This window comes from Agrobacterium fabrum str. C58 (assembly GCF_000092025.1).
Taxonomy (GTDB): Bacteria; Pseudomonadota; Alphaproteobacteria; order Rhizobiales; family Rhizobiaceae; genus Agrobacterium; species Agrobacterium fabrum.
Genome location: NC_003064.2, coordinates 86905 through 109655, shown reverse-complemented (window position 1 = coordinate 109655; position 22751 = coordinate 86905). Strand labels below are relative to the sequence as shown.

Below are 22751 nucleotides of genomic sequence, written 5' to 3'. Positions count from 1 at the left end.
GGTTGAGGTTGGGACCTTCTGTCGACGCATTGAAGTCGCGTCCCGTCGTTGATCCGAAGGCGGTGGCCGGCACAGGCCCTCGTGACTTCGAGCTGACGAGAACAGGACACCTTCGTCGACGTGAACAAAGGCGGGGCCGGAGCCCCGCCGTGATGGATGTTATTCGAAGGCTGACAGCTGGACTGCTGCCGCCTTGCGGTCGAGCGTCTGGCCGGGATTTTCGACCGGCCGGTCGAAGGGCTTCCATGTTTCGCCCACCACCTGCTCATAGGCTGCGACAGAGCCGACGGCCGCCATTCTGAGCGCATGTGCCTGGATGCCCATGTCGGCTGCGAATTCGCGCTTGCGCTGGGCGGCGCTCTCATAGCCGACCGGACCGTCGAGATCCTCGTCGCGGGCATCCGCAGCGCTCTTGGCGGTGGCGTTCCGCGCCTCGGTGACGGCGCGGGAGTAGAACTGGCCGGCGCCATGGGCCGATCCGACATAGGCCCCGACGATGCGCTGCAGATGGATCTGCATCGCCCGGTCGCCAAGGCCATCGGAAAGTGCGGTGGCGGTTTCGACGATCAGGCGCTCGTGCATGCCACGGATGCCATCGCTGTCGACAATGGCGATCCCGAAGCTTTCGGCGATCCGAAGCGCCTGTGTTTCATCGGGGCATGAAAGGCGGACCATTTCGAGGGTGGCGCCTCTGCGCAGCGGCACGACGCGGGCGGATTGGCGGATTGATTGACGGGATTGGGTTGCTGACTTTGCCATGGTGGTCTCCTTTGCTTCGCCGAAGTGTCGGCCCCCTGGCCGTTCTGTCCTTCGGTGCGGTCGAAAGGAACAGGCGCAATCCGGGCGGATCAGGGCCCGGGCAGGCCATATCGAGCGAAGCAGGCAGGCGGTCAAGCAGGGGTGACAAGCCCTTGCGAAGCCCGCGTGCCTGCTTTGTCGAGAGCGGCATGACCGGCCGCCCCGCGGCGCGACAGCGGCCTTGAACCGAACGGGCGCCGGTTCAGACGCCACGAAACCGAAGGACGGAACGGCCAGAGGCAAACCTCGGATGCCGAAGCTGAGAGGAAACCACGCTAGACCTGCGCCAGGCCGCGCCGATCCAACGTCCAAGCCGCAGCTTGCCCAGTCATCACAACCGCCGACGTCACTATCGGCTCGTGGTCCCGTTTGGCCTGAGCCACCCGGCAGATGTGCACGGGCACGCAATGATGCGATTGCATCCTCCTGTCGCGCGAGCGTTCACGAAAGTCCATCGACGGAGGAATTATGCCGCATAACCGAGACAATCGTCCGCAGTGCGCGACCAAATATGTTCCAGCTTCTCGTCGTGCGTCATCACAAGGGAGGGCCTGGATTCGCGTTCGATGACAGCGCTTTACATGCGTTCGGGCGAGCTCTTGTCGGCCAGGTCGCAATAACCGCGGAAGTGCCAGAGGCACCCGTCGACCGGCAGACAGAAGAGGATGCTGGTGACCAAACCGTTCGGGAATTCGCGCATGGCGAATATCCCGGCCTTGATCGAGAGCGGCGGCAGTATCTCAAACGTGTAGTCGTGGGATGCGTCGGCGATCTCGAACCATTCGCCGCTGTAGAGCGCGCTGTCGTCCCCCTCCCATACATGCTCAGCCTCGTTCGGTAATGATCGCGCTGATGTGGCACCCATGGCTGCACGCCAACTCTACTGTTTTCCAAAAAAATGCTGCGGGGGCCCTCGAGGGACGCCAAGCGGCGCGGCTCCCGGGATAGCGAAAAATCACTGAAAATTCCGACTTTTTATCTTCAGCGTATCTATATGGAGATCGGGTGTGAACATGTCCCGCGGGACAACAGGCTTTTGTCGATCACGCGAATCAGGCCCGCCGCCGCCGTGGGCAAACTCGTCGCCCCGCCCCGCCGGCAGCCTGAACCCGGTATCCCGATCAGCCAGACCGACAAGGTCCGCTGACAGGTCGAAGAGTTGCTGCGCGACAAGATGCACGACCTCCCCTTCCCGCTGAATCCGCCCATTGATTGCCATCATCGAGGATCCGAGCACCACGCTCCTGCGCTTCTCGAACAGTGACGGCCAGACGACGATGTTGGCAGGGCCTGTTTCGTCCTCGATGGTGATGAACATGACACCCTTGGCCGACCCGGGCTTCTGGCGCACCAGCACCAAACCTGCAGTATAAACCCATCGCCCATCCCGAGCATTCATCGCCTCCGCACAAGGGATGATGTTGCGTGCCGACAGGTCCCTGCGCAGGAACGCAACCGGATGCTGCCGTAGCGTCAAGCCCGTATGGCTGTAATCTTCGATGACGTTGTGCCCGTCCGTCATCTGCCGAAGGGCGACCTCCGGCTCCTGTTGCTCGGCAATGGCCGTCGCCTCGCGTTCGGCTGCGGCTGCGAACAACGGTAAGGGCTCGTCGCGCAGCGCCTTGATCGCCCAGAGCGCATCGCGTCGTTCGAGTTTCAGCGATGGCAGAAAGGCGTCGGCCTCCGCGAGTTGAACAAGTGCTTCGGTCGGCACGCTGGACCGGCGCCACATGTCATCGACTGAGGCGAACGGGTTGTTCATGCGCGCTGCAACGATCCGTGCGGCGTCCGCGACAGCCAGCCCTTTCACCTGCCGAAACCCGAGGCGCACAGCATGACGATCGCTGCCCTCAATCCTTTCCAGCGTGCAGTCCCATCGCGAGCGGTTGACGCAGACCGGCCGCACCTCGACACCATGTTTGATCGCGTCACCAACAATCTGGGCCGGAGCATAAAATCCCATCGGCTGACTGTTGAGAAGTGCTGCGCAAAACACATCCGGATAATGGCACTTGATGTAGTTGGAAGCATAGGCGATCAGCGCGAAGGAGGCGGCATGGCTTTCCGGAAAGCCATAGGAGCCAAAGCCTTCGAGCTGCGAAAAGGTCTTTTCGGCAAACTCTGGCGAATAACCATTCTTCACCATCCCCGAGACGAGCTTGTCCTTGAAACGTGAGACGCCGCCGGTGAACTTGAAAGTGGCCATCGATTTGCGCAATTGATCGGCCTCACCACCGGTAAAGCCTGCACAGACCATGGCAACCCGCATGGCGCTCTCCTGAAACAGTGGCACGCCCAGCGTTTTTCCAAGCACGGCCTCCAACTCGGGTGTCGGATACTCGACCGGCTCCTTGCCTTCACGCCGGCGAAGATAGGGGTGCACCATGTCGCCCTGGATCGGGCCGGGGCGGACGATCGCCACCTGCACGACGAGATCGTAGAAGGTGCGCGGTTTTAACCGCGGCAGCATCGCCATCTGCGCGCGGCTTTCGATCTGGAACGTGCCGAGCGTATCGGCCTTGCGGATCATTGCATAGGTCGCCGCGTCCTCCTGCTCGATGTTCGAGAGATCAAGTTGCTGGCCCTTATGTTCGCGGATGAGATCGAAAGCCTTGGCCATGCAGGTGAGCATCCCCAATGCCAAAACGTCCACCTTCATGAACTTCAGTGCCTCGACGTCATCCTTGTCCCATTCGATAATCTGCCTGTCTTTCATCGTCGCCGGCTCGATCGGCACGAGATCGTCCAGCCGGTCATGTGTCAGGACAAAGCCGCCAGGATGCTGACCGAGATGGCGCGGCGCGCCCATCAACTGCTGCGCCAGTTTCAGGGTGAGCGCCAGACGGCGATCGTCCGGATTGAGATTAAGTTCCCGGATATTCCGATCCGGGACCTCTTCCGACCACGACCACATGCCTGATGACAGGGCCTTGATGACGTCCTCCGGAAGGCCGAGGGCCTTGCCGACATCACGGATCGCCCCTTTGGCACGGTACCGTGTGACGGTCGCGCAAAGTGCTGCCTTGTCCTTGGTGTAGGTCTTATAAATCCACTGGATGACCTCCTCGCGCCGTTCATGCTCGAAGTCGACATCGATATCCGGCGGCTCGTCGCGTTCCTGACTGACGAAACGCTCGAATAGGAGATCATTGGTCGAGGGATCGATCGAGGTGATGCCAAGAATATAGCAGACGGCGCTATTGGCGGCGGACCCCCTGCCCTGACAGAGAATGCCCTGGCTTCTGGCAAAACGCACGATCGAAAACACCGTCAGAAAATACGGGGCGTATTTCATGGTGCGGATGAGATCGAGCTCGTGGCGTACGGTCTTCAATACATCCTGTGGCAGACCTTCCGGATACCGGTCCGGCGCACATTCCCAGACATAATGCTCCAGCGAGGCCTGGGCATCCTTGCCCGGCACGATCGCCTCCTCCGGGTATTGGTAGGTCAGTTCCTCAAGCGAGAATTTGCAGCGACGTACGATTTCCAAAGTGCGCGCCAGCGCTTCGGAGTATCGCGAAAACAGGCGCTCCATTTCTTCCGGAGGCTTGAGGTAGCGGTCGGCGTGGCGTTCGCGCTCAAAGCCGACATCGTCGATCGTGGTGTTGTGCCTGATACAGGTGACGATGTCCTGCAGTTGCCGCCGGCCCGGCTCATGAAACAGCACGTCATTGGTGACGACGGTCTTCACCTTGAACCGAGCTGCGAGATTAGAAATCTCATGCAGCCGCATCTGGTCATTCTGTCGCCGACGCAGGCAGAGCGACACGTAAGCGCGATCGCCAAACGCTTCTGCAATTCTGCGAAGCTGCGCAGCACAGGTGGCATCCGGCAGATCCGGCACGAGAACGCCAATCATGCCGCGCGAATAGGCGATGACATCGTCCCAGTGCAGAATGCAGTTGTTCTTGCCACCCCGCGATTTGCCGAGCGTAATTAGACGGGTGAGGCGCGAATAGGCGGCTCGATCCGTGGGATAGACAAGCAGAGACATGCCATCGGTGAGATCGAGACGACAGCCAACAACCAGCCGAATATCTGTCGCGCGTGAGGCTTCAAGTGCGCGAACAATCCCCGCCAACGAATTGCGATCAACGACGCCGATTGCCTGGATACCCAGAGCCTTTGCGGTCTCGAACAGTTCCTGTGCAGACGAGGCGCCGCGCAGAAAGGAGAAGTGCGTCGTGACCTGAAGCTCGGCGTAGCTCATGCGAAAATCCCATGGCAGAACCAGCGATGAGAACCGGTATCAGGATCAACGCCGTCGCCGGAGCGAAAGACCCAGAGGCGCTCGCCTGCCTCATCCTCGATAACAAAGTAGTCGCGCACGGCATCCATCTCGGCGTCGCGTTGCCACCACTCTCCAAAAATGCGCTCAGGCCCATCGGCACGCTTGACCTTGCGGCGTCTGCCACGCCAGACGATGGACACCGGTGGACGGTCCGGCATCAGTGCGATCGCCTCGATCAGTTCCGGGCGCGGCAGGAGACGAACCGGCCGGCGCCAATGGCTGACCCAGGCAACCGCGATCGGCTCGGCAACAGGGCTGATCCGCTGGACGGAGCGTTCCGGCACATCGGATGCAACCGGTGCGACGCGATAGACTCTCTGTCCACGGTTTCCATAAATGTCGATCAGCGGCGTCACATCGGTGACGTCATCCCCAATCAGGGCAGAGGCTTTCTGCGCCTCCTCCAATGGCTCCGTCATGACGGCGACGAGGGTGAGCTTCTCGATCCCGAAACCCGGCTCGATCTTCTCCGTCCGGTCCCGAAACAGTTTCGTCAGCCAGGCGATATCGCGGGCCGGCTTTGCCGTTCCCGCACGGATTGCCTGTCTGGTACCGTCGACCTTCTCGACGATCAGGTCAGCACGGCGGACACCATGGCCGCGCTTCTGTAGCGCATCAACCTGTTGGACGACGAGGCGGCCGACATATTTGTCGATCGTTTCGGCAGCGCCAATCGGTTCAGCGAAGGCTCTCGAGACTTCCACCAGTTCAGGGGTGCGGATCGGCTCGATAGGCTCGGCGATACGACAGAGCATCTGATCGAGACGGCGTCCGATCTCGGGACCGAAGCGGAGAGTAAGCGGGGCACGTGGGGTATTTGCGAGCTCGCCGACCGTCTGAAAACCAAGGATACGCAGATCGCTCACGATTTTTGCCGGCAAACGCAGAAGCGAGATTGAAAGCTTTTCGACGGCCCGGACGGTCTCGCCCGGTGGAATGACGATCGTCTCGCGACTGATGGCTCGGGCACAGGCATGAGCAGCACCCCAGCTGTCGGCGACCGCCACACGCGCAGTCAGCTTCCTGCCCAGGAACTGGTTTGCAATCTTTGTGACCATGGGAAGCTCGCCGCCCTGCAGATGTTCGGCACCCTCCGTATCCATGACGATACCATCAATCCCGTCGACGGCGACGATTGGCGAATAGATCATCAGCGCCCAGAGCGTGATGCGCTCAAGTGCGACGCGATCGGCTTCGGGATCTGCGTCGATCAGCATGAGACCCTGAAACAGCGACTGTGCCTTTGCCGCGGCCATGCCAACGTGAACGCCTGCCTTGCGCGCAGAGGCATCGGCAGCCGACACCCATCGCTTCGAACCGCTTCTCGCAATCACGGCGATTGGCTGTTCAGGCGGAATGGAGGGATCGGCCCGACGTATTCGATCCGTCGGCAGATCCGGAAGATAAATGGATACGACCCTTGTCATCACACGCTCTCACGAGAAACTCAGCACACTCACCCGCTTTCACGCGCATCAACTCCAGAAACCATTGAGGCCTGCCCACCCCCGGTACCGGCAGCTCCTCTGATGGCATCACGCTCACCCGCCACCTTGTTGTCGAGGCGGTCGGCTGGCCAAAATCATTCGCCTCAGACTGCCTGCGCCATCGCCGGACCGCGAGCGCCATGCTCCCCGTCCGTTCGGCTGCCAGCTGCAGGCGACGGGAACTGACCATGGGCAGGCGAACGAGCTCGCCAACGACGGCGCCAATTCCGCCGAAGGACAAGCCTTCTTCCATATTGGCCAGAACATCCTCTTCCCTGTCGGATTCGACGAAGATCACGCGGTTGGGGTGAAGGCCCACCTCAGCAAGCCCCGGAAAGAACAGATCAGGTCGCGTCAGGCACCAGACGACCGGGCCTTTCGTTCGCGCGGCTATGCCAGCGACACAGAGCGCAGCCGCCGCGCCATCAACGGTACCCGAACCGCCGCCCGCAAACTCGTGCAGCGCCCCATAGGCAAGCCCACCGCCAGGCAGGGCCGCATCGATCTCGGGAACATCGAAGGCGAGCGTTCCGGCTCGTTTCGCGGATCCGCCCTCCATTGAGGCGATGCGTTCGCGCAAGTCGCAGATCACCCTCTGATGGGCAGCAGTCATCGTTCACGGCTCCCTTCGAGGTCGTGTTCAAAGGATCGACATCATGTCGAAAGTTGTATTTGTTCATTGTTTGTTCCTCCGCCGCAGAAGAGTCAAGCACCGCTGGGTTGAGGAATATTATCCCAACATTAGCAAAACCGAAGATTCGAAAAGGATTCAAGGATGTAGGGATAACAAGAATTTTTACCGCACTCCCCTCGTGTCGAACTCCGATCGGGGATAGATGGGCGGCGTCACAATCTTCTTAAGGTTTTCGTGCTGAACTCGTCTGCATGACGAAGCCACCGAGATCAAAGCCGCTCCTTCGTGATACCGAAGCCCCGATCCGCTCAAAGCCGCGTCGGAAGCGCAATCCCGCACAGCCACAGCTTCTGTTCAATCCGATGCCTGATCGCGTCGAGCCGGCACTTGAGCAACTGAAGGCCCATCCGCCACAAGGTGATCAATGGAGCTGGGAGCTGAAGTGGGATGGCTATCGGCTTGCGGTTCATATCGAACCGACCGGGGTCCGCATCCTGACGCGTGGCGGCCATGACTGGACGCATCGGTTTCCGGCAATTGCAGAGGCAGCGCGAGCGCTCGGACCGGCGACCATGATCATCGATGGCGAGGCGGTGGTGCTCGACGACGAAGGGCGGCCTGATTTTGGGCTGCTTCAGAAATCGTTGGGTGCTTCGGGCAAGGCGGCTGGCAATCGAGCGTCTGATGCCATCCTCTACGCCTTTGATCTCATGTACCTCGACGGCCACGATCTGCGGGAGATGGAGTACCGATCACGCCGGCATCTTCTCGAGGATACGATAAAGGCAAACGACGGCGCCATTCGTCTATCGGAAACACTCGACGCTGACCCCAACGTCCTGCTGGAGCATATCCGCAGCCTTGGTCTTGAAGGCATCGTCGGCAAGCATCTGGATCAGCCCTATCGTTCCGGTCGCGCCGGCGACTGGGTGAAGGTCAAATGCATCGAGAGCGAAGCCTTCATGGTCGTGGGTTACGAGCCATCGATGGCATCGCCTGCCGGGTTCGCCTCGTTGGTGGTGGCTGCTTATCGCGGCGACGAGCTCATCCATGTCGGAAACGTCGGCACGGGCTTCAAAGAAGCCGAGATGATCGGGCTTCGCAAAATGCTCGACAAGCTGCGCTGGAAACGAAAGCCGCCGCCTGTGCCCTTTACCGAAAAAACAGATATCGTTTGGGTCGAGCCGACACTGATTGCAGAGATCGAGTTTCGGGCGTGGACAGCCGACGGTAAATTGCGACACGCTTCCTACAAGGGCTTGCGGGAACGGCAAGACAATGCCGACGTTTACAGGCTCGAGTAGCGACACAGGCGGAACCTGACAAACTGCATTCGGTCGCAACGGAGGAATTGCTGCCATGTGCAACCTTTATCGCATGGAAGACAAGGACTGGGTCTCAAAATGGGCCCAGGACGCCGAAAGCCTGATCAATCTGATGCCAGCCTATCAGATGAACCCCGACCAGATGGGGCCGATCGTCCGAAACACGGCGGACGGCAAGAAGCAGCTGGTTCATGCCCGATGGGGCCTGCCCTCACCGATCTTCGTGCAAAAGAAGGCTGCGGAAGCTCGAGCAGATAAACTCAAGGCCAAGGGCAAAGCCTTCGATATCAACGAACTCATTCGCATGGAGCCGGACCGTGGCGTGACCAATGTCCGCAAGCTCAACCTGCCTCACTGGACGCGGTGGTTTGGTGTCGAACACAGGTGTCTTGTCCCGGTCACAAGCTTCGCCGAACCGGACCCCGCGAGCAAACAGGAAGGCGGCAATGTGCCCAATGCCTGGTTTGCCCGTGATGAGGCAAAGTCGCTGATGTTTTTCGCCGGTATCCACGTGCCGCAATGGAAGAGTGTACGCAAAGTACGTGACGGCCTCACCACTGACGACCTCTATGGCTTCTTGACCACGGATCCCAATGATCTCGTCAAGCCGATCCATGAGAAGGCCATGCCCGTTCTGCTGCTGACGAGGGAAGAAACCGAAATCTGGATGCGGGCACCCTGGGACGAGGCAAAGCACCTCGCCCGCCCACTACCGAACGATGCGTTGATTATTCTGTCGCGCGAGCCTTATGGGTCGTCGATTGTGTCGAAATCTGGCGAGTCGGAGGAGCAAGGCAGGCTGCTATAAAAAGCGCTTTAGTCAGCAGCACGACGACATTCAGATCGCCATGCCGGATGTTTTAAGGGAGCTTGTGAGAAACCCCGATTTAGCAGCGTCCATACGAAGTCAAATTGATTGATTGCTCGCAGAATTGGGAAAGCATTTTCGACAGGAGACCAATGATCGCTTTCCACCGTGCTTGAGGCTGGGAGCAGATCCCGGATCCGAAGAAGACCTCAAAGGACGTCAGAGCCTTTTGACAGCTCCCAAAGCGAAGCGACGGCGGCGCTCGCGTATGCGGGAACAGCGAGAACGAAGTTGCTGGCGATGAACTGATCGGCACCCCCGAACTCCGGCAATCTACGCAGGTTGTCGTCCTCCATAGCAGAGCGAAGTGATGCGAAAATCTTGAGAGAATCCACGAACCGGTATGGTCGAGCATGGATTGAACCCATTACCGGGACGATTGCATGTCAATCGGCTCGGAATGTTGACCCCTTATCGGCGTCCAATATTGGCTCTGACGCAGATTTGGTGCAATTCTCTCATGTCGCACCGATCAGCCGGGCTTGAAGAAGATCAAGTTTTCCGCGTCCGTACATTTGGCGTTTCACCAGCTTGAGCTTGGTGATCTGCCCTTCGGTTTGTCCATTTGACCAGGGTGAGACGATAGCTGCCCGGACAGCCTGAATGTCTTTCACCACGCCATTGCCAAAGGATGAAACCAGACTGTCGCGGGCGCGGTCGATCCAAGACGTGAGTTGGTTTTCCGCTTTGCGCCGGATCATCAGATGGAAGTCGGTAATGATATCGCGAGCCGCAATGAGCAACGGGACGCCGCTTTCGATGGCCGCGATGGTGACGGTCTCGGATTTTGTCAGGTTGTCTCTGCTGTTTGTCAAAAGGCGGGCAATCGTTCGGGCGGAGGGAATGCGGGTCAACGATTCCGCATCCGCCTTGTCGGCCCGCTTTCTTCTCGTGGCCCATTCACTCACGACCCGGCGAGAACCACGAAATCCCTGTGTTCGCAAACGCCGCCATAGCTCAGTAGCGTTCCGCTTGCCGGCGGCCCATTGCGCGTCGAGCCATTCAAAATAGCTCTCCAATGAGCTTTCTCTGGACCGAAAGACATCGTTTCGTTGACCTCTGAGCACTTGGCGGACCAAGCCACGGCTATGACCGGTACGGCGCACGATTTCCTTGATCATGATACCGTCCTTTGCCAGCGCGATGATGGCCGCGTTGGTCTGTTCGCGCCGGAGATAGCCTTCGTATTGAAGGCGTTCGGCCGCGGTCAGCAGCTTGGGATTGACGCGCGTTGCTTTGAGTGTCTTGCGGATTTGCCGCATCGACTTGCGGACGGCGTCCAGGAACGCACGGCTGGCATTCTCCATCAGATGCCATCGATCAGCGACCTGCACTGCATCAGGCAACGCCTTTGCTGCCGCCAGCCCGTAAGCGCCACCGCGGTCGCGAGCAATGATCTCGATTTGGGGATTTCCCCGCAACCACGCCTCTGCCGTCGCCGGCTCCCGGTCCGGCAGCAGACTGACCGGCCGCCGACGTTCCAGATCGCACACGATCGTGCCGTAGCGATGGTTGCGCCGCCATGCCCAGTCGTCGATGCCGATCACCGAGGGCGGGGTCGACGGCGGAAGTCCTTGCCTGCGGATAACGCGGAGCAAGGTATCGTTGCTTACGGGAAGCATCAGCCGTTGGGCAAAACGCGCCGCCGGTCTTCCGCCAAGCGCAAGCGCCAAATGGTGGACGAGATGTTCGAGGCGTCCGGTTCGTCTGGCATAGGGAAGCAGGACCTCGCCAAACCGCTCAGCGAATATTTGTCTGCCGCAGAGCACGGCATCGCAAGCGAATCTTCGTGTCTGTACGAGCAGCCTGACGCGTTTCCCAGAGAGGGGAAGGTCCGCGACTTGGCGGCAATAGCGACTTCGAACCGTTCGCGACATTCGTCCGCATGCCGGACACGCCGCGCTAGCGACTGCTCGGGAAAGCACGATGCGGGTCTCGTCATCAATGTGAGTGATGCGTTCGGCGGTGAAGCCAGCCGGTACCAAATCAGAAGCGCGGAACTTGGTGCTCATCATGCTGATTCCTTTGTGGAAACCAGCAAGACAGCATCGTTACAACTGCATCAAAACTGAGTCAGAGCCAATATTCCACGCCGAAACACAGGCAAACCGCGCGGCAGCGAAACTGCGCAGCGACACCTCCTCGTCTACACGCCACGCGGCGCGCTGATCACAAGCTTTTCCGTCTGCGACTCGTCCAGCCAATCTACAGGCACCATGATAGAAAAGGTAGCGTCTGGGCCAAAAACCTGGCGCATCTCCATCACAGCTGATCGAGCGCCAATGGGTTGTAGAAATATTTTGCGAACGAAACCGAAAAGCTTGCACATAAATGTCCTTTGCATTGTCATCACCCACACGCGTTTGGCGGATTTGGACCTGCGAGAGACAAATTGTCGTAGGGCCATCCGCCCAAGATGAGGCAAGACCGTTACCGACGGCGAAGGCAGGACGATCGTCCACTCTGATCGTGGAGCGCATTATCGCTGGCCCGGCTGGCTCACGCGGATTAGCGATGCGAAGCTATTACGTTCGATGTCTCGCAAGGGCTATTCACAGGATAACGCCGCGTGCGAAGGCTTCTTCGGTCGGTTGAAAACGGAACTGTTTTATCCTGGCGACTGGAGAACCATCACGATCAAGCAGTTTGTCCGGGAGGTTGATGCCTACATCCGATGGTACAATGAAAAGCGCATCAAATTATCATTGGGATCACTCAGTCCCATAGAGTATCGCAGAAGTCTTGGCCTTAGCGTCTAAATCAGTCCAAGTTTTTTCGCTTCCCGTCGGGTCAGTTCTCAGTGGCAATCAACAGTCAGGCAGCTCCGGCGCAGCTCATTTATGACTTCTGCATTGACGATCACGTCCCCGCCGAGCACCTTTTGCGGGGGATAGACCGACATCTCGAACTTGATAGCGTTCGAGAGCAGTTGAAGGCTTTCTACAGCAGCACTGGCCGTCCCTCGGTCGATACCGAACTGATGATGCGGATGCTGATTGTCGGTTACACAATGGGCATTCGTTCGGAGCGGCGGCTGTGTGAAGAGGTCCATCTCAACCTCGCCTACCGCTGGTTCTGCCGCCTCGGACTGAGCGGCAAGGTGCGTGATCACTCCAGCTTCTCGAAGAATCGCCATGGCAGGTTCCGGCAGAGCGATATCCTGCGACACATGTTCGAAACGGTAGTGGAGCGATGCCTCGCGCAAGGATTGGTGGGCGCGGAAGGATTTGCCGTCGATGCCAGCCTTATTGCAGCGGATGCCAACAAACAGCGTTCGGTACCAGGAGCTGAGTGGGAAGCAAAGGAGGACGCTGGCCGCTCGGTGCGAGAATATCTGGCTGTTCTCGATGATGCCGCTTTCGGTGCTGCGTCGCCAGTGACGCCAAAGTTCATCTCCCCGTCTGATCCTGCGTGCGATCCGCCCGTCACGACCGCCGCGTCGCGATCTTATTGCTGTCGATCTGGACTAATTCACGCGGCGTGTCGAACGAACGACCGACCCTAGTCGCGTCTCCCGAGCTTCTCGATCTATCCATGACGCCGCCGAGCCTCCTCTTCTCGGTGACCGTCACACCGTTCTCGCCCTTTGCCCGTCGAATATCGTGCAAAGCGAGCGCTCCACAAAAACTCGCAGGCAAGTTTTGACCTGAGACAGGTTTAGCGCTCGGTGGTTTGATAGCTGGAAGTCTATATGCGCCGGTTCTCGTTTAACCGCGCGCTAACGCTGGGAGCGGGTTTCCTCAAGCAGGGTGAACCGATCCCCGGCCGTACGTTTTGTTAGGTAGATGCGGAGGAGGAAACATGAAGCTCATAAAGATCGGATTCGGTTTGTTGCTGATCTGCGGTGCTCTTTATGTGGTGCTTGGGGAACAGCTTAGCGGGGCGAGTGCAAATGCGTTCATAAATGCCCGTTTGACGACGATACGCGCTCCCATCGCTGGCAAAATAGAATTGATTTCCAGGCCGCTGGGCGCCCAGGTTGCGCGAGGCGATCCACTGGGCTCTCTTGAGGATCCTCTTGTTGACGGCATCCGTCTCCTTGATCTCGAACTTCAACAGGCCGATGCTCAGACCGAAATAAAAAGGCTCGAAACCGTCGTCACGTCTTTCGATGAATCGATTGATCAGTTGCAGACCCGCGCGGCTATCTATCGTGAGGAAAGAAAACGCCAGCTCGCGGCTCAGGCCCAGTCTGCCGACGCCTCGCGTGCCGCGTCCGAGGCGCGTCTGAAATACGCGGAACTCAGCCGCGAGCGATCATCACGGCTAAGCGGTCAGGGCATTTCCACCGCACAGTCCCTCGAACAGGCTCAGTCACTTTCCGAGGTTTCCGCGCTGGAGGTCGCAAATGCAAAGGCTCAGGCCGCCGAAATCGTTGTCGCACAGAAGGCGGCCGAGCGGGGAGTCTTTCTCGGGGACGGATTTAACGACGCTCCCTACTCCGAACAGAGGATTTCCGAGATCGACGTACAGCGTCTGGAATTAAAAGCGCAACTTGAGGCGAAGAAACTGGCATTGACTGCAATTTCAGATCGGCTGGCGAACGAGCGTCTTCGTGTAAACAGACTTTCTTCGTCAGATCTGGCGGCAAATGTGAATGGTGCGCTGTGGGAGTATCTCTCCGCTTCGGGCGAAACGGTCCAGCGCGGTCAGGACCTCATGCGCCTGATAGACTGCGACTCCGCAATTGTGACCTTATCCGTGTCGGAAAGCGTCTACAATTCCCTCAGGGTCGGCGCACCCGCGACCTTTCGCCTTAACCGAAGCCGTCAGGTTCTTCAGGGATCGGTAATCCGCCTTGCAGGTTCCGGCGCGGCTACGATCTATGAAAACATGGCAATAGCACCGAGTCAGCGCCACCTCCAGAGGTACGACGTGGCACTTGATGTCCCGGCTCTTCGGGACGACCCCGACCTTCGGTGCCTCGCAGGGCGCACCGGCAGGGTGTTTTTCGAAACGCGGGCTTTTGACTGGCTGCGAGGACTATGGAGATAGGACTTGGACAGTTTTCTCTATCTTAGCGAACTCCAGTCGAGCTTCGCTCATCTGGCTCTGGCCTTCGGGTGCGCACTCGTCCTGCCATACCTCCTGAACAATCGTAACTGGACCCACAGGACCTTCCTTTTCGCGATCGGAATGGCTTTAGCGGTGCGATATATCTGGTGGCGAGGAACCCAGACCCTGGCCCCGCCCGGCTTCACGCTGGACTGTCTGTTCAGTTGGTCATTCTTTGCATTGGAAGCATTATCTGTTCTCTCGTCGCTGAGCGCGTTCACAATCCTGACCAGAACCACTGATCGGTCGCCGGAAGTCGAGGAGAACAAATCCTGGTGGAAACCGGATCCGCCTCCAAAAGTCGCGATTCTGATCGCCACGTACAACGAGGAGCAGGCCGTTCTGGAACGGACGATCGTCGGAGCCAAGGCCAGCGATCATCCGGACGTTCAGGTTCTTGTGCTGGATGACGGGCGCCGTGACTGGCTGCGTGATTTCTGCGAGGAGCACGACGTTCGATACCTTCGCAGGCCAGATAACAAGGGCTCGAAAGCCGGCAACATCAATCATGCCCTGGGCGTTCTTGCGCAAGACGATCAACCGCCAGACTTCATAGCCGTGCTGGACGCGGACTTTGTTCCTCACACGGATTTTGTCTCGCGCGCACTTGCGCTTTTCCACGACCAGGAGGTCGGACTGGTTCAAACCCCCCAGCACTTCTTCAATCCGGATCCTATCCAGCATAATCTCGGGCTCAGCCGATCTTATCCCGACGAGCAGCGCTTTTTCTTTGACCATTTACAACCAAGCCGCGACGGCTGGGGGATCGCATTCTGCTGCGGCACGTCGTCGGTGATCAGATGGAGGGCAGTGCAGGCCTCCGGTGGGTTCCCGACAGACAGCATCACGGAAGATTTCATGCTGACGCTTCAGTTGCAGGAGTACGGCTATCGGACGGTCTATCTGAATGAAGCGTTGACCGAGGGCCTTGCTCCGGAGGGGTTGAAGGAATACGTCACTCAGCGAGCGCGATGGTGCCTGGGGCTCATGCAGATTGCCCGAGGAAGGCTAGGTCCCTTTTCGCGGAACAATTTGCGGCTGCGCGATCGCTGGAGCGTCGTTGACTCGGTATTTTTCTGGCTCACTACCTTCACATTCCGCATCGCCTCCATGACCTTTCCTCTCTTTTACTGGTTTTTCAACATCACGGTGGTCAACGCATCTGTTCCCGATGTCATCAGCTATTTCGGGGCGTATATGGTCTGGATCCTATTCGTGTTGAACTTCATCTCGTCCGGAATGGTGATACCCATCGTCAATGACGTCAGCCAGTTGCTTGGTGCGCTCCCCATATCGAGAGCCGCCATTGTGGGGCTTGTGAAACCGAAAGGTCACCCTTTCAGTGTTACGGCAAAGGGAGGAGACCGAACAAAAGTCGTTGTCCAATGGCGTCTTATGCGCCCCTTCCTTCTTTTGACGTTTCTGACCGTTGCCGGGGTCCTGATAGGTCTGGTCTCTGACCGTTTCGCGTTCAACGACGCAGGAGACGGGAAGGTCGTTATCCTGTTCTGGACTGTTTACAATCTGGTGATCCTTGCCGTAACGCTGCTGGTCTGTGTCGAGTTGCCACGACGTGAAAAACACTATGCGGATCGTCCCGAACGGGTCGTGATATCCCTCGGCGGTGCGCTGAAGCGTGTCTGGATGACGGACCTGACGCAGGAAACTGCCCGTCTCAGAGGGGTAGACGCGCCTATAGCTACCCAGGTCATCATGAAACTCAAAGAAATCGGAGATTTCACCGCCACGGTGTTGGATCGAACCGACGACGGCTTGGTCGTTGCGCTCGGGCTGGATGAAACGCAGTACCAACTCTTGCTGAAAAGGCTGTATGCGGGAGGGAGCGTCCCGAGTGTCACGTCAACACGGCTGTCAGCGATCATCAGGGACGCCACCACCCGTTTTGCCCGCCGGTAGCCGGTCCGGCTTCCCTACTCGTTGTCCTGTCGGTCTGCATTTGCCTGCAAGCGGGAAATTGCCGAACCGATTGTAGCCAGTTCGGAGGTTCTTTTGCTCTCGTAAGGATATACGTTCTGTCCATCCGCAACCGCTTTGGCATTAACGGCGAGGTGATGGAACGGCCGAATAAACGAGACAATGAACAAGGACATGAGGAGCAGCAGCGCCATGGTCAGGAGAGACAAACTAAGAAGTAGCCCGCTGGAGAAGCTACTGGCCGGATTCCTGGATGCGTTCGCATCGATCCTCGCGACAATCGACCATCCAAATCTTGGAAGGCTTTGGTAGCTTGCCTCGGGAAGCGTGGCTACGAAGTAATTCTCCCCATCCGGCCATAACTCGAGGCTCACGCCGGTTGCACCTGTCCTTGCTCTTCGAAAGCTCGGCACATCAAGGTTGGAAGGGCTCTCGTTCGAGGACGATATAACAGCCCTGCCCTCGGGATTGACTATGAGCACGTCGACGTCCAGGGCATCACTCAACTCACTAATGTAGGCTTTTGCCCACTCCAGATTAAGATGAAGCCCAAGCACTCCTGTTACCGACTGACCAACACCGGTTACAGGGGCTGCCAGGTCGAGAAACCGTAACGGCTCTCCACTTTCGGGAGCAGGAAGTTTAGCCGCAAGAAGAACCGCTTCGTGCGCATCCCCGGCGAAGTTGCCCTGAAGCCCCCTCTGAAACCACGGACGCGATGACACATCCGTCCCGACCAATAGACCATTCGACGCGACGCGTACTTTGCCGTCATTTCCGGCATACCCTGCCCATGACACGACTCGTCCGCTTCCCACGAGCGTTGAAAGATCGTCCTGGATGTCTTCGGGCTGGCTCACCGCAAGCGAGCTTCCCAGCGTTTCAAGGTTTATCCATTCCCGATAAAGGGAAGCGGCAAAAGCTGTTTGGACGCCTCGCGCCCTGGTTTCCACGGCAGTTCGCAGACTTGCCTCCTGAAAACCGAGCATTCGATCGTCTACCACCTTGAACACGATCGCAACACCGACGAGGATACAGGCGAACATGAAACCCGCTGTGACAGCAGTCAGCGAAGGCAGGCGGCTTTTGGGTTCTTTGATCATGGACACCATCGCGTTTTGTCGTGTAAACGTCGACGGAAACTAGATAACGACCGGCGGGCCAGCAATCTGCCTATTATCAGGGGTTGTTTTTTCTGGCGTGAGGTCGCGAATTCGGATCTGCCAAAAATCGCGACCCACGCCGTTCCCGGCGACGAAGCCAACACGGTTGGGATCGAGCCTAACTTGAGCAAGCGCCGGCGCAAACAAGTCCGTGCGGGTCAGACACCACAAAACATGTCGCGTTGTCCTGGCGGCAATGCCAGCCGTGAACAATGCCGTTGACGCGCCGAAAACTGCGTCGCTTCCACCTCCCCCAATTTGGTGGAGTGCGCCATAGGTGCGTCAACGATACGGGATACGGTTATGGATCGCCTTTACTCCGAAAGGCAGTACCATGCGTTCACTTCGCGATACGCCCTCCATCTTGTCGATAGCGTCCTGAAGCATCAGCCAAAGTAAATGCATTCGCGCGAACCGGCACGTTTGTTCTCTGGGCTTGCGTTCCTAAAATGTTCTGATTGTGCCGGAGAGTCAAGAACGAGGTAAAGCAAGAGCTTGCGGCCTTACAAGCGCACGTTTCCCCCGACCGGCAAGAACTCCCTGACTGCGAGGAACCTCATCTGTCCTTATTCGTTCGAGCGGAAACAAGCAAAACAGCATAGGTTCTCCTGCGGTCGCGAAATGGAAGTGGTGCTTTTATGATGCGACTGGAATCCCGAACGCATCGCGCGGAAGGGTGAGCTATTTTGCGGTTTGAACCGGTACTAATCCGGTCTCGTCATCCCCAATGCCTTGGTATAGGGTGCGGTTTTCGATAGTTGGCTTCGCGCAGATATCCCGTAGCCTACGCCTTGAAGGGATCTGAACCGTCGGCGCCCTGTACTGGTTTAGCTAACGTCTTTAATGGCCATACGGTCGAGACCGATGAAACCTCGTCGCCCCACAACTCACCGCTCGATCGGGCGCCGGGCAAATATGCGTGGCGCTACATGTAAATAGCGCCGGGCTGGCCTTGTTAGCTGAAGGCTGCCCTATCCATGTCGACTATAGCTTACTCCTTGCCATTTCGACACGGTGGTTCTGACATCGGTGATCATCGCTACCCGGGCTGCCTTTCAGTGCGCAGCTGCGAAACCGGTCCAGCAATACGACAGCGAAACCCCTGGGTGTCGAACTGTAGTTGAGGCGCTGTGCCCAACAGTGACCCCAACGCTGAACGAATATAGCGTGTACCGTATCCCTGGCGGCTTGGCGTGACTGCGGGCGGGCCACCTCTTTCAATCCAGTTCATGCTGAACAGGGGATCATTACCATCGGTTACCTCCCAAATTACCTCAACGTTGCCCTCAGGAACAGAAAGTGCGCCGTATTTGATAGCGTTCGTCGTCAGTTCATGAACACAAAGAGCGATGGTCGTCCCGGCATCCCGGCTCACAACTATGTCCGGCCCGGAGACGGCAATTCGGCTGCTGCCATCACCGTTATAGGGAGCGACAGTCGTCGCCATGATCAACGAGAGGCCAACCTCTTCCCCGCCTGCCTCGAAGACTGCGGAATGAACACCGGAAAGGGCCTGCAGCCGCGCGCCAAAATCGCCTGCCAGTTCCTCCACGGATGCAGCGCCTCTTCGCGTCATCTGGAAAATAGAGGTGACGGTGGCAAGGATGTTCTTGACGCGATGGTTCAGTTCCAAACGCAGCTCTCGCTCTCGCTCGATGGAATCCCGGACTTGCCGCTGCCGTAATCGTACCAGGAGATTCAATTGAACGGCGTTGGCCAACTCCAACGGCGCGATCGGACGCAAATGGAACAGAAGACGGGATTTTGGCCATGCCGCCTGTAATCGGTCGCGAATGTCTTGCACCGGTGCGGCCTTCTCAAGAAGAACGATGATCGGTATCTCTGACCAATCGGGTTGAGCTTTCAAGTGATCGGAAAGCTTGGTCAAGACAGAGGGAGTGAGCGCCTCGTGAGTAACGATGATGATGTCTGGTGATGAACAAAGAAGACCCTCAAGATCATCATCGACCTTGGCCGAGACCATCCCCACCTTTTGGTCTTGCAAAAGAGCGGCAATATAATCAGCATCCTTTCGAAACGGGGCAAGGACCAGCACCCAGTCCACCTCATTTTCCCTTGGCAGCCCGCTCATTTTGGATCGGGAAGAGGGTTGTAGGCCACCACGCTGACGTTACCGCTTTCTATGATCAGCTCCCTCACGTCCAGATCATGCGGGCCGTGGCGCTTCTTCACAACAGTAATATTCCGACGGAGGCGCCCTTCATGTTCCATGATCCGCAACAGCAGGACTGTATCGCCGAGGAAGCTCACGTCCACGTCGATCCCGACATTCTGCCCGAGGAGCCCGTGCTGGGCCACAATGAGCATGGTCAACACCCCGGAGCGCGCCAGGTACTTTAACAGGGACTGAATGTCGCGCACTGCTTTGTCCCGGTGTGGCAACGAGTTTAGGTAACCGGTCAGACTGTCGATGACGACGACTTTCGACTTGTTCTGCGTCACGGCATCCCGAACGATCTGGCCGAATTCACCCGGTGAGATTTCGTTGGGATTGAAGTCACGAAGTATCAGCCTGCCATCCTTATGAAACTGCCTGAGTTGCATTCCAAGACCTTCGGACCGGCGAAAGAAGGTTTCCAGTCGCTCCTCAAATAGAAAGAGGGCTACGTTCTCTCCCCGTTCAAGTGCCGCTGTTGCATAGAGTGATGACATCGTCGATTTTCCGGTCCCGGCCTGACCGATGACGAGGGTTGTCGTTCCGGCTTCCTGGCCCCCGCCGAACATCTCGTCAAGTTCGGCAACACCGGATTTGATCAGTTGTGGCTTTCCGGTGTCCGATGCTGCGCTTGGCATAATTCGAGGGAATATCACCACGCCTTCGCCTTCCCTAATCGCCATGTCGTGATAGCCGTCGGCGATCGGCACGCTGCGCATCTTGGAGATCTCGACACGGCGGCGAACACCACCGTACTCCTCCAGCGACTTGTCAAAGCGGATTACCCCGTGAGCCAGTCCCTCCATCTCTTCGCCGCTTCGATCAAAATCTGACGACTGGGTATCAAGCAGCAGCGCCACAACATCCTGCTTGGCAAGGAAAGCCTTGAAGGCGATCAACTCCCGGCGGAACCGGGGAGAATCTCCGGTTATCAAGCGGATTTCGAGAAGCGAATCATAGACAAGCCGGCGCGGTTTATGCTCCTCAATCGCGGCCTCAATCGCCTTGCGTGTCTCGTCAAGCCGCAGGTCTGACGTCATGAATATGCTTTGATCATCGGCCTCGTTTACAGAGCCGGATGTTGCCAGTTCCTCAATACGAATACCGTCGAGTGTCCAGCCGTGCGATACAGCAATCGCCTTCAGCTCGGCAGCCGTCTGCGAGAGCGTCACGTAAATGCAGCTCTCGCCGGCGGCAACACCGGCTCGCAGGAACTGAAGGGCGGCGGTGGTTTTGCCCGATCCTGGAGCGCCCTGCAAAATGTAGAGATTGGATGCTGGAAGACCACCGCGAAGGATTTCGTCAAGCCCCGCGATACCGGTGGTGGCGACAGAGGGCATTTTCGGTTTCGGCATGTTCACCTTCCCGCTGGCCGCGCGCATTGAGATCGAGGCAACTTCACTACAGTATCTATATTTCTCTTTCACAAAACATCAACTCGTTCGCCATTTGTATGCAATTATGAAAAATGAGGTTGGTGCCAATAAGCCCCCACCATCGGATGGCCTAGAAGGGGAATCCCAACCTGCGGAGGTTCATAAAGAAGAACTGTCGAGACTTGATTTGTCGTTTCGATCAACGCCTGAATCACGGAACTCAAAAGATATCTCGATCAGAATGGCTTTACGATCGCAAGCAATGCGATTGCGGCCGTTGCAATGACGATACCAACGCCTGCACCCGTTGTGCTTCTTGCGGCGCTACCGTCGCGGACCCATCGCCGAAGGCGGCCGGACTGGATCCCGTGTAACGCGGACAGGGCAGTCACCGGGTCCAGCATCCGTGGCAACAAGAGCAACCCGCCTTGTATCGAATGTCTTTCGTCCGAGGCGCGCATCCGCAGCCTCGACGCCAATGGCGCGTGCAGAAAGTCTGTGGCGGTGCCTATTGAGCATATGTGTTTATTCAAAAGGCGAGATCGGCAGTAGCCCTCGGCAAACGAAGGCTCGTCATGGCGGAAGAAGAGGCTGTTGCGGAGCGTCTACAAGCATTCCCTTCTCCACCTGTTTCACCGGATGTTTGCCGGTTGTCGCAGCTTAAGCGTAGTTGATGGGCAGCCAGTCGTAATTTGTGCTGTCTTTGCGAACGTGGCCGATACCCGGAAAGGCGATGTGCGCGCCTCCCACCAGATATCTGCCTTCCACCGCTTGCTTGAACGCAATGTCGCGTGCAGCCACGGCGGCTTTCTGGTCGATATCGAACTCAATGGCGACGCCGGGTTCATCGAACTGCAGGATATCGCCATGGGTGATGTCGCCCCAGAAGACGATCTTCTGGCCTTCGCTTTCCAGAGTGATGGCGCTGTGGCCGGGCGTATGCCCCGCATAAAGAATGGATCCGAGGCCAGGAACCGGCGCGGCGTTATCCGCGAAGGTTTCGAATTTTTCAGCTTTAACGTAGGGCGTTACGCACTGGTCTGCCTCGGCAAATTGCTGCTTTACGATGCCCGTTGCCGCATTGGCGTTGTCCGCGCTCAGCCAGAATTTCGCCTCCCGTTCATTGACCCGCAATGTGGCGTTCGGAAAGCTGCGCTTACCATTGCTCACCAGCCCGCCGGAATGATCGGTGTGGATATGGGTGAGGACGACATCATCAATGTCATCCACCTTGTAACCGGATGCCTCAATGTTAGCCGCGAGCTTGCCGAGCGATGGCCCGATGTAGGTCCCGGTGCCTGCGTCGATCAGCACCAGTCGGTCGCCGGTATTGACCAGAAACGCATTGACGGAAGTTGGCACGGATGCGGGCAGAAAGGCATCACTCAGTACGCTTTGCGCATGTTGTTGGCTGGTGTTGGTGTAGAGTTTGGAGAGCGGCAGAGGGATAGTACCGTCGGACAAGGCCGTGACCTCTACAGAGCCGATTTTCAACCGATAAAAACCGGGTGCCTGAACAACGGCATAGGGGGCTTTGGCAAAGGTGAGTGACGGCGCGACGAACGGTGCGGCGACCAAGCCGGTCAGAGCGCTTTTGAGAATGGATCGACGTGATGGCATGGGTTTGCTCCTTGAGTGAG

Annotated in this window: 13 protein-coding genes and 3 pseudogenes; 6 read left to right on the top strand and 10 right to left on the bottom strand. The window is 57.9% G+C overall.

Features of this window, described 5'->3' with window-relative positions:
- Nucleotides 1–159: 159 nt before the first annotated feature.
- From ATU_RS24440 to ATU_RS24420, 5 genes and pseudogenes are all read right to left on the bottom strand, one after another.
- A complete protein-coding gene (locus tag ATU_RS24440) occupies nucleotides 160–759 on the bottom strand; it encodes a hypothetical protein (RefSeq protein WP_010974366.1) in 600 nt (199 codons plus the stop codon).
- Nucleotides 760–1270: 511 nt separating this feature from the next.
- A pseudogene (locus ATU_RS24435) lies at nucleotides 1271–1663 on the bottom strand (DUF1419 domain-containing protein); the annotation flags it as partial.
- A gap of 90 nt (nucleotides 1664–1753) precedes the next feature.
- Complete coding sequence (locus tag ATU_RS24430; RefSeq protein WP_010974364.1) at nucleotides 1754–5011, bottom strand: error-prone DNA polymerase; 3258 nt, start codon at nucleotides 5009–5011, stop codon at nucleotides 1754–1756.
- A complete protein-coding gene (locus ATU_RS24425; RefSeq protein WP_035257800.1) occupies nucleotides 5008–6519 on the bottom strand; it encodes a Y-family DNA polymerase in 1512 nt (503 codons plus the stop codon). The genes ATU_RS24430 and ATU_RS24425 overlap by 4 nt, the downstream gene beginning before the upstream one ends.
- Nucleotides 6440–7192 carry an ImuA family protein gene (locus tag ATU_RS24420; protein WP_010974362.1) on the bottom strand — a complete coding sequence of 251 codons (753 nt, stop codon included), beginning with the start codon at nucleotides 7190–7192 and terminating at the stop codon, nucleotides 6440–6442. Before ATU_RS24420 ends, ATU_RS24425 begins: the two co-directional genes overlap by 80 nt.
- A 272-nt stretch (nucleotides 7193–7464) precedes the next feature.
- Here ATU_RS24420 and ligD point away from each other — a divergent pair, with 272 nt between their 5' ends.
- Nucleotides 7465–8517, top strand: a complete 1053-nt coding sequence (gene ligD, locus ATU_RS24415; protein WP_010974361.1) for a non-homologous end-joining DNA ligase — start codon at nucleotides 7465–7467, stop codon at nucleotides 8515–8517.
- A 55-nt stretch (nucleotides 8518–8572) separates the two neighbouring features.
- The gene (locus ATU_RS24410) at nucleotides 8573–9346 is read left to right on the top strand and encodes an SOS response-associated peptidase family protein (RefSeq protein ID WP_010974360.1); all 774 of its coding nucleotides are present in this window, start codon (nucleotides 8573–8575) and stop codon (nucleotides 9344–9346) included.
- A 518-nt stretch (nucleotides 9347–9864) separates the two neighbouring features.
- Here ATU_RS24410 and ATU_RS24405 read toward each other — a convergent pair.
- Nucleotides 9865–11418, bottom strand: coding sequence for an ISL3 family transposase (locus ATU_RS24405; protein ID WP_010974358.1), 1554 nt, complete (start codon nucleotides 11416–11418; stop codon nucleotides 9865–9867).
- Between the two features lie 414 nt (nucleotides 11419–11832).
- Here ATU_RS24405 and ATU_RS24400 point away from each other — a divergent pair.
- The 4 genes and pseudogenes from ATU_RS24400 to ATU_RS24385 all read left to right on the top strand — a co-directional run.
- Nucleotides 11833–12165 (top strand): annotated as a pseudogene (locus ATU_RS24400) (transposase); the annotation flags it as partial.
- A gap of 41 nt (nucleotides 12166–12206) precedes the next feature.
- Nucleotides 12207–12818, top strand: a pseudogene (locus ATU_RS24395) (transposase); the annotation flags it as partial.
- A gap of 389 nt (nucleotides 12819–13207) precedes the next feature.
- Nucleotides 13208–14401, top strand: coding sequence for an HlyD family secretion protein (locus ATU_RS24390; protein WP_010974357.1), 1194 nt, complete (start codon nucleotides 13208–13210; stop codon nucleotides 14399–14401).
- A 3-nt stretch (nucleotides 14402–14404) separates the two neighbouring features.
- Complete coding sequence (locus ATU_RS24385) at nucleotides 14405–16378, top strand: glycosyltransferase (RefSeq protein WP_010974356.1); 1974 nt, start codon at nucleotides 14405–14407, stop codon at nucleotides 16376–16378.
- Between the two features lie 14 nt (nucleotides 16379–16392).
- Here ATU_RS24385 and ATU_RS24380 read toward each other — a convergent pair whose 3' ends face one another.
- The 4 genes from ATU_RS24380 to ATU_RS24365 form a co-directional block, all read right to left on the bottom strand.
- Complete coding sequence (locus ATU_RS24380; protein ID WP_162180338.1) at nucleotides 16393–17499, bottom strand: cache domain-containing protein; 1107 nt, start codon at nucleotides 17497–17499, stop codon at nucleotides 16393–16395.
- Nucleotides 17500–18598: 1099 nt separating this feature from the next.
- A complete protein-coding gene (locus ATU_RS24375) occupies nucleotides 18599–19651 on the bottom strand; it encodes a sensor histidine kinase (protein WP_010974353.1) in 1053 nt (350 codons plus the stop codon).
- Nucleotides 19648–21090: a DUF7125 family protein gene (locus ATU_RS24370; RefSeq protein ID WP_010974352.1), complete on the bottom strand. Its 1443-nt coding sequence runs from the start codon at nucleotides 21088–21090 to the stop codon at nucleotides 19648–19650. Before ATU_RS24370 ends, ATU_RS24375 begins: the two co-directional genes overlap by 4 nt.
- Before the next feature lie 681 nt (nucleotides 21091–21771).
- The gene (locus tag ATU_RS24365; protein ID WP_010974350.1) at nucleotides 21772–22731 is read right to left on the bottom strand and encodes an MBL fold metallo-hydrolase; all 960 of its coding nucleotides are present in this window, start codon (nucleotides 22729–22731) and stop codon (nucleotides 21772–21774) included.
- Nucleotides 22732–22751 lie beyond the last annotated feature (20 nt).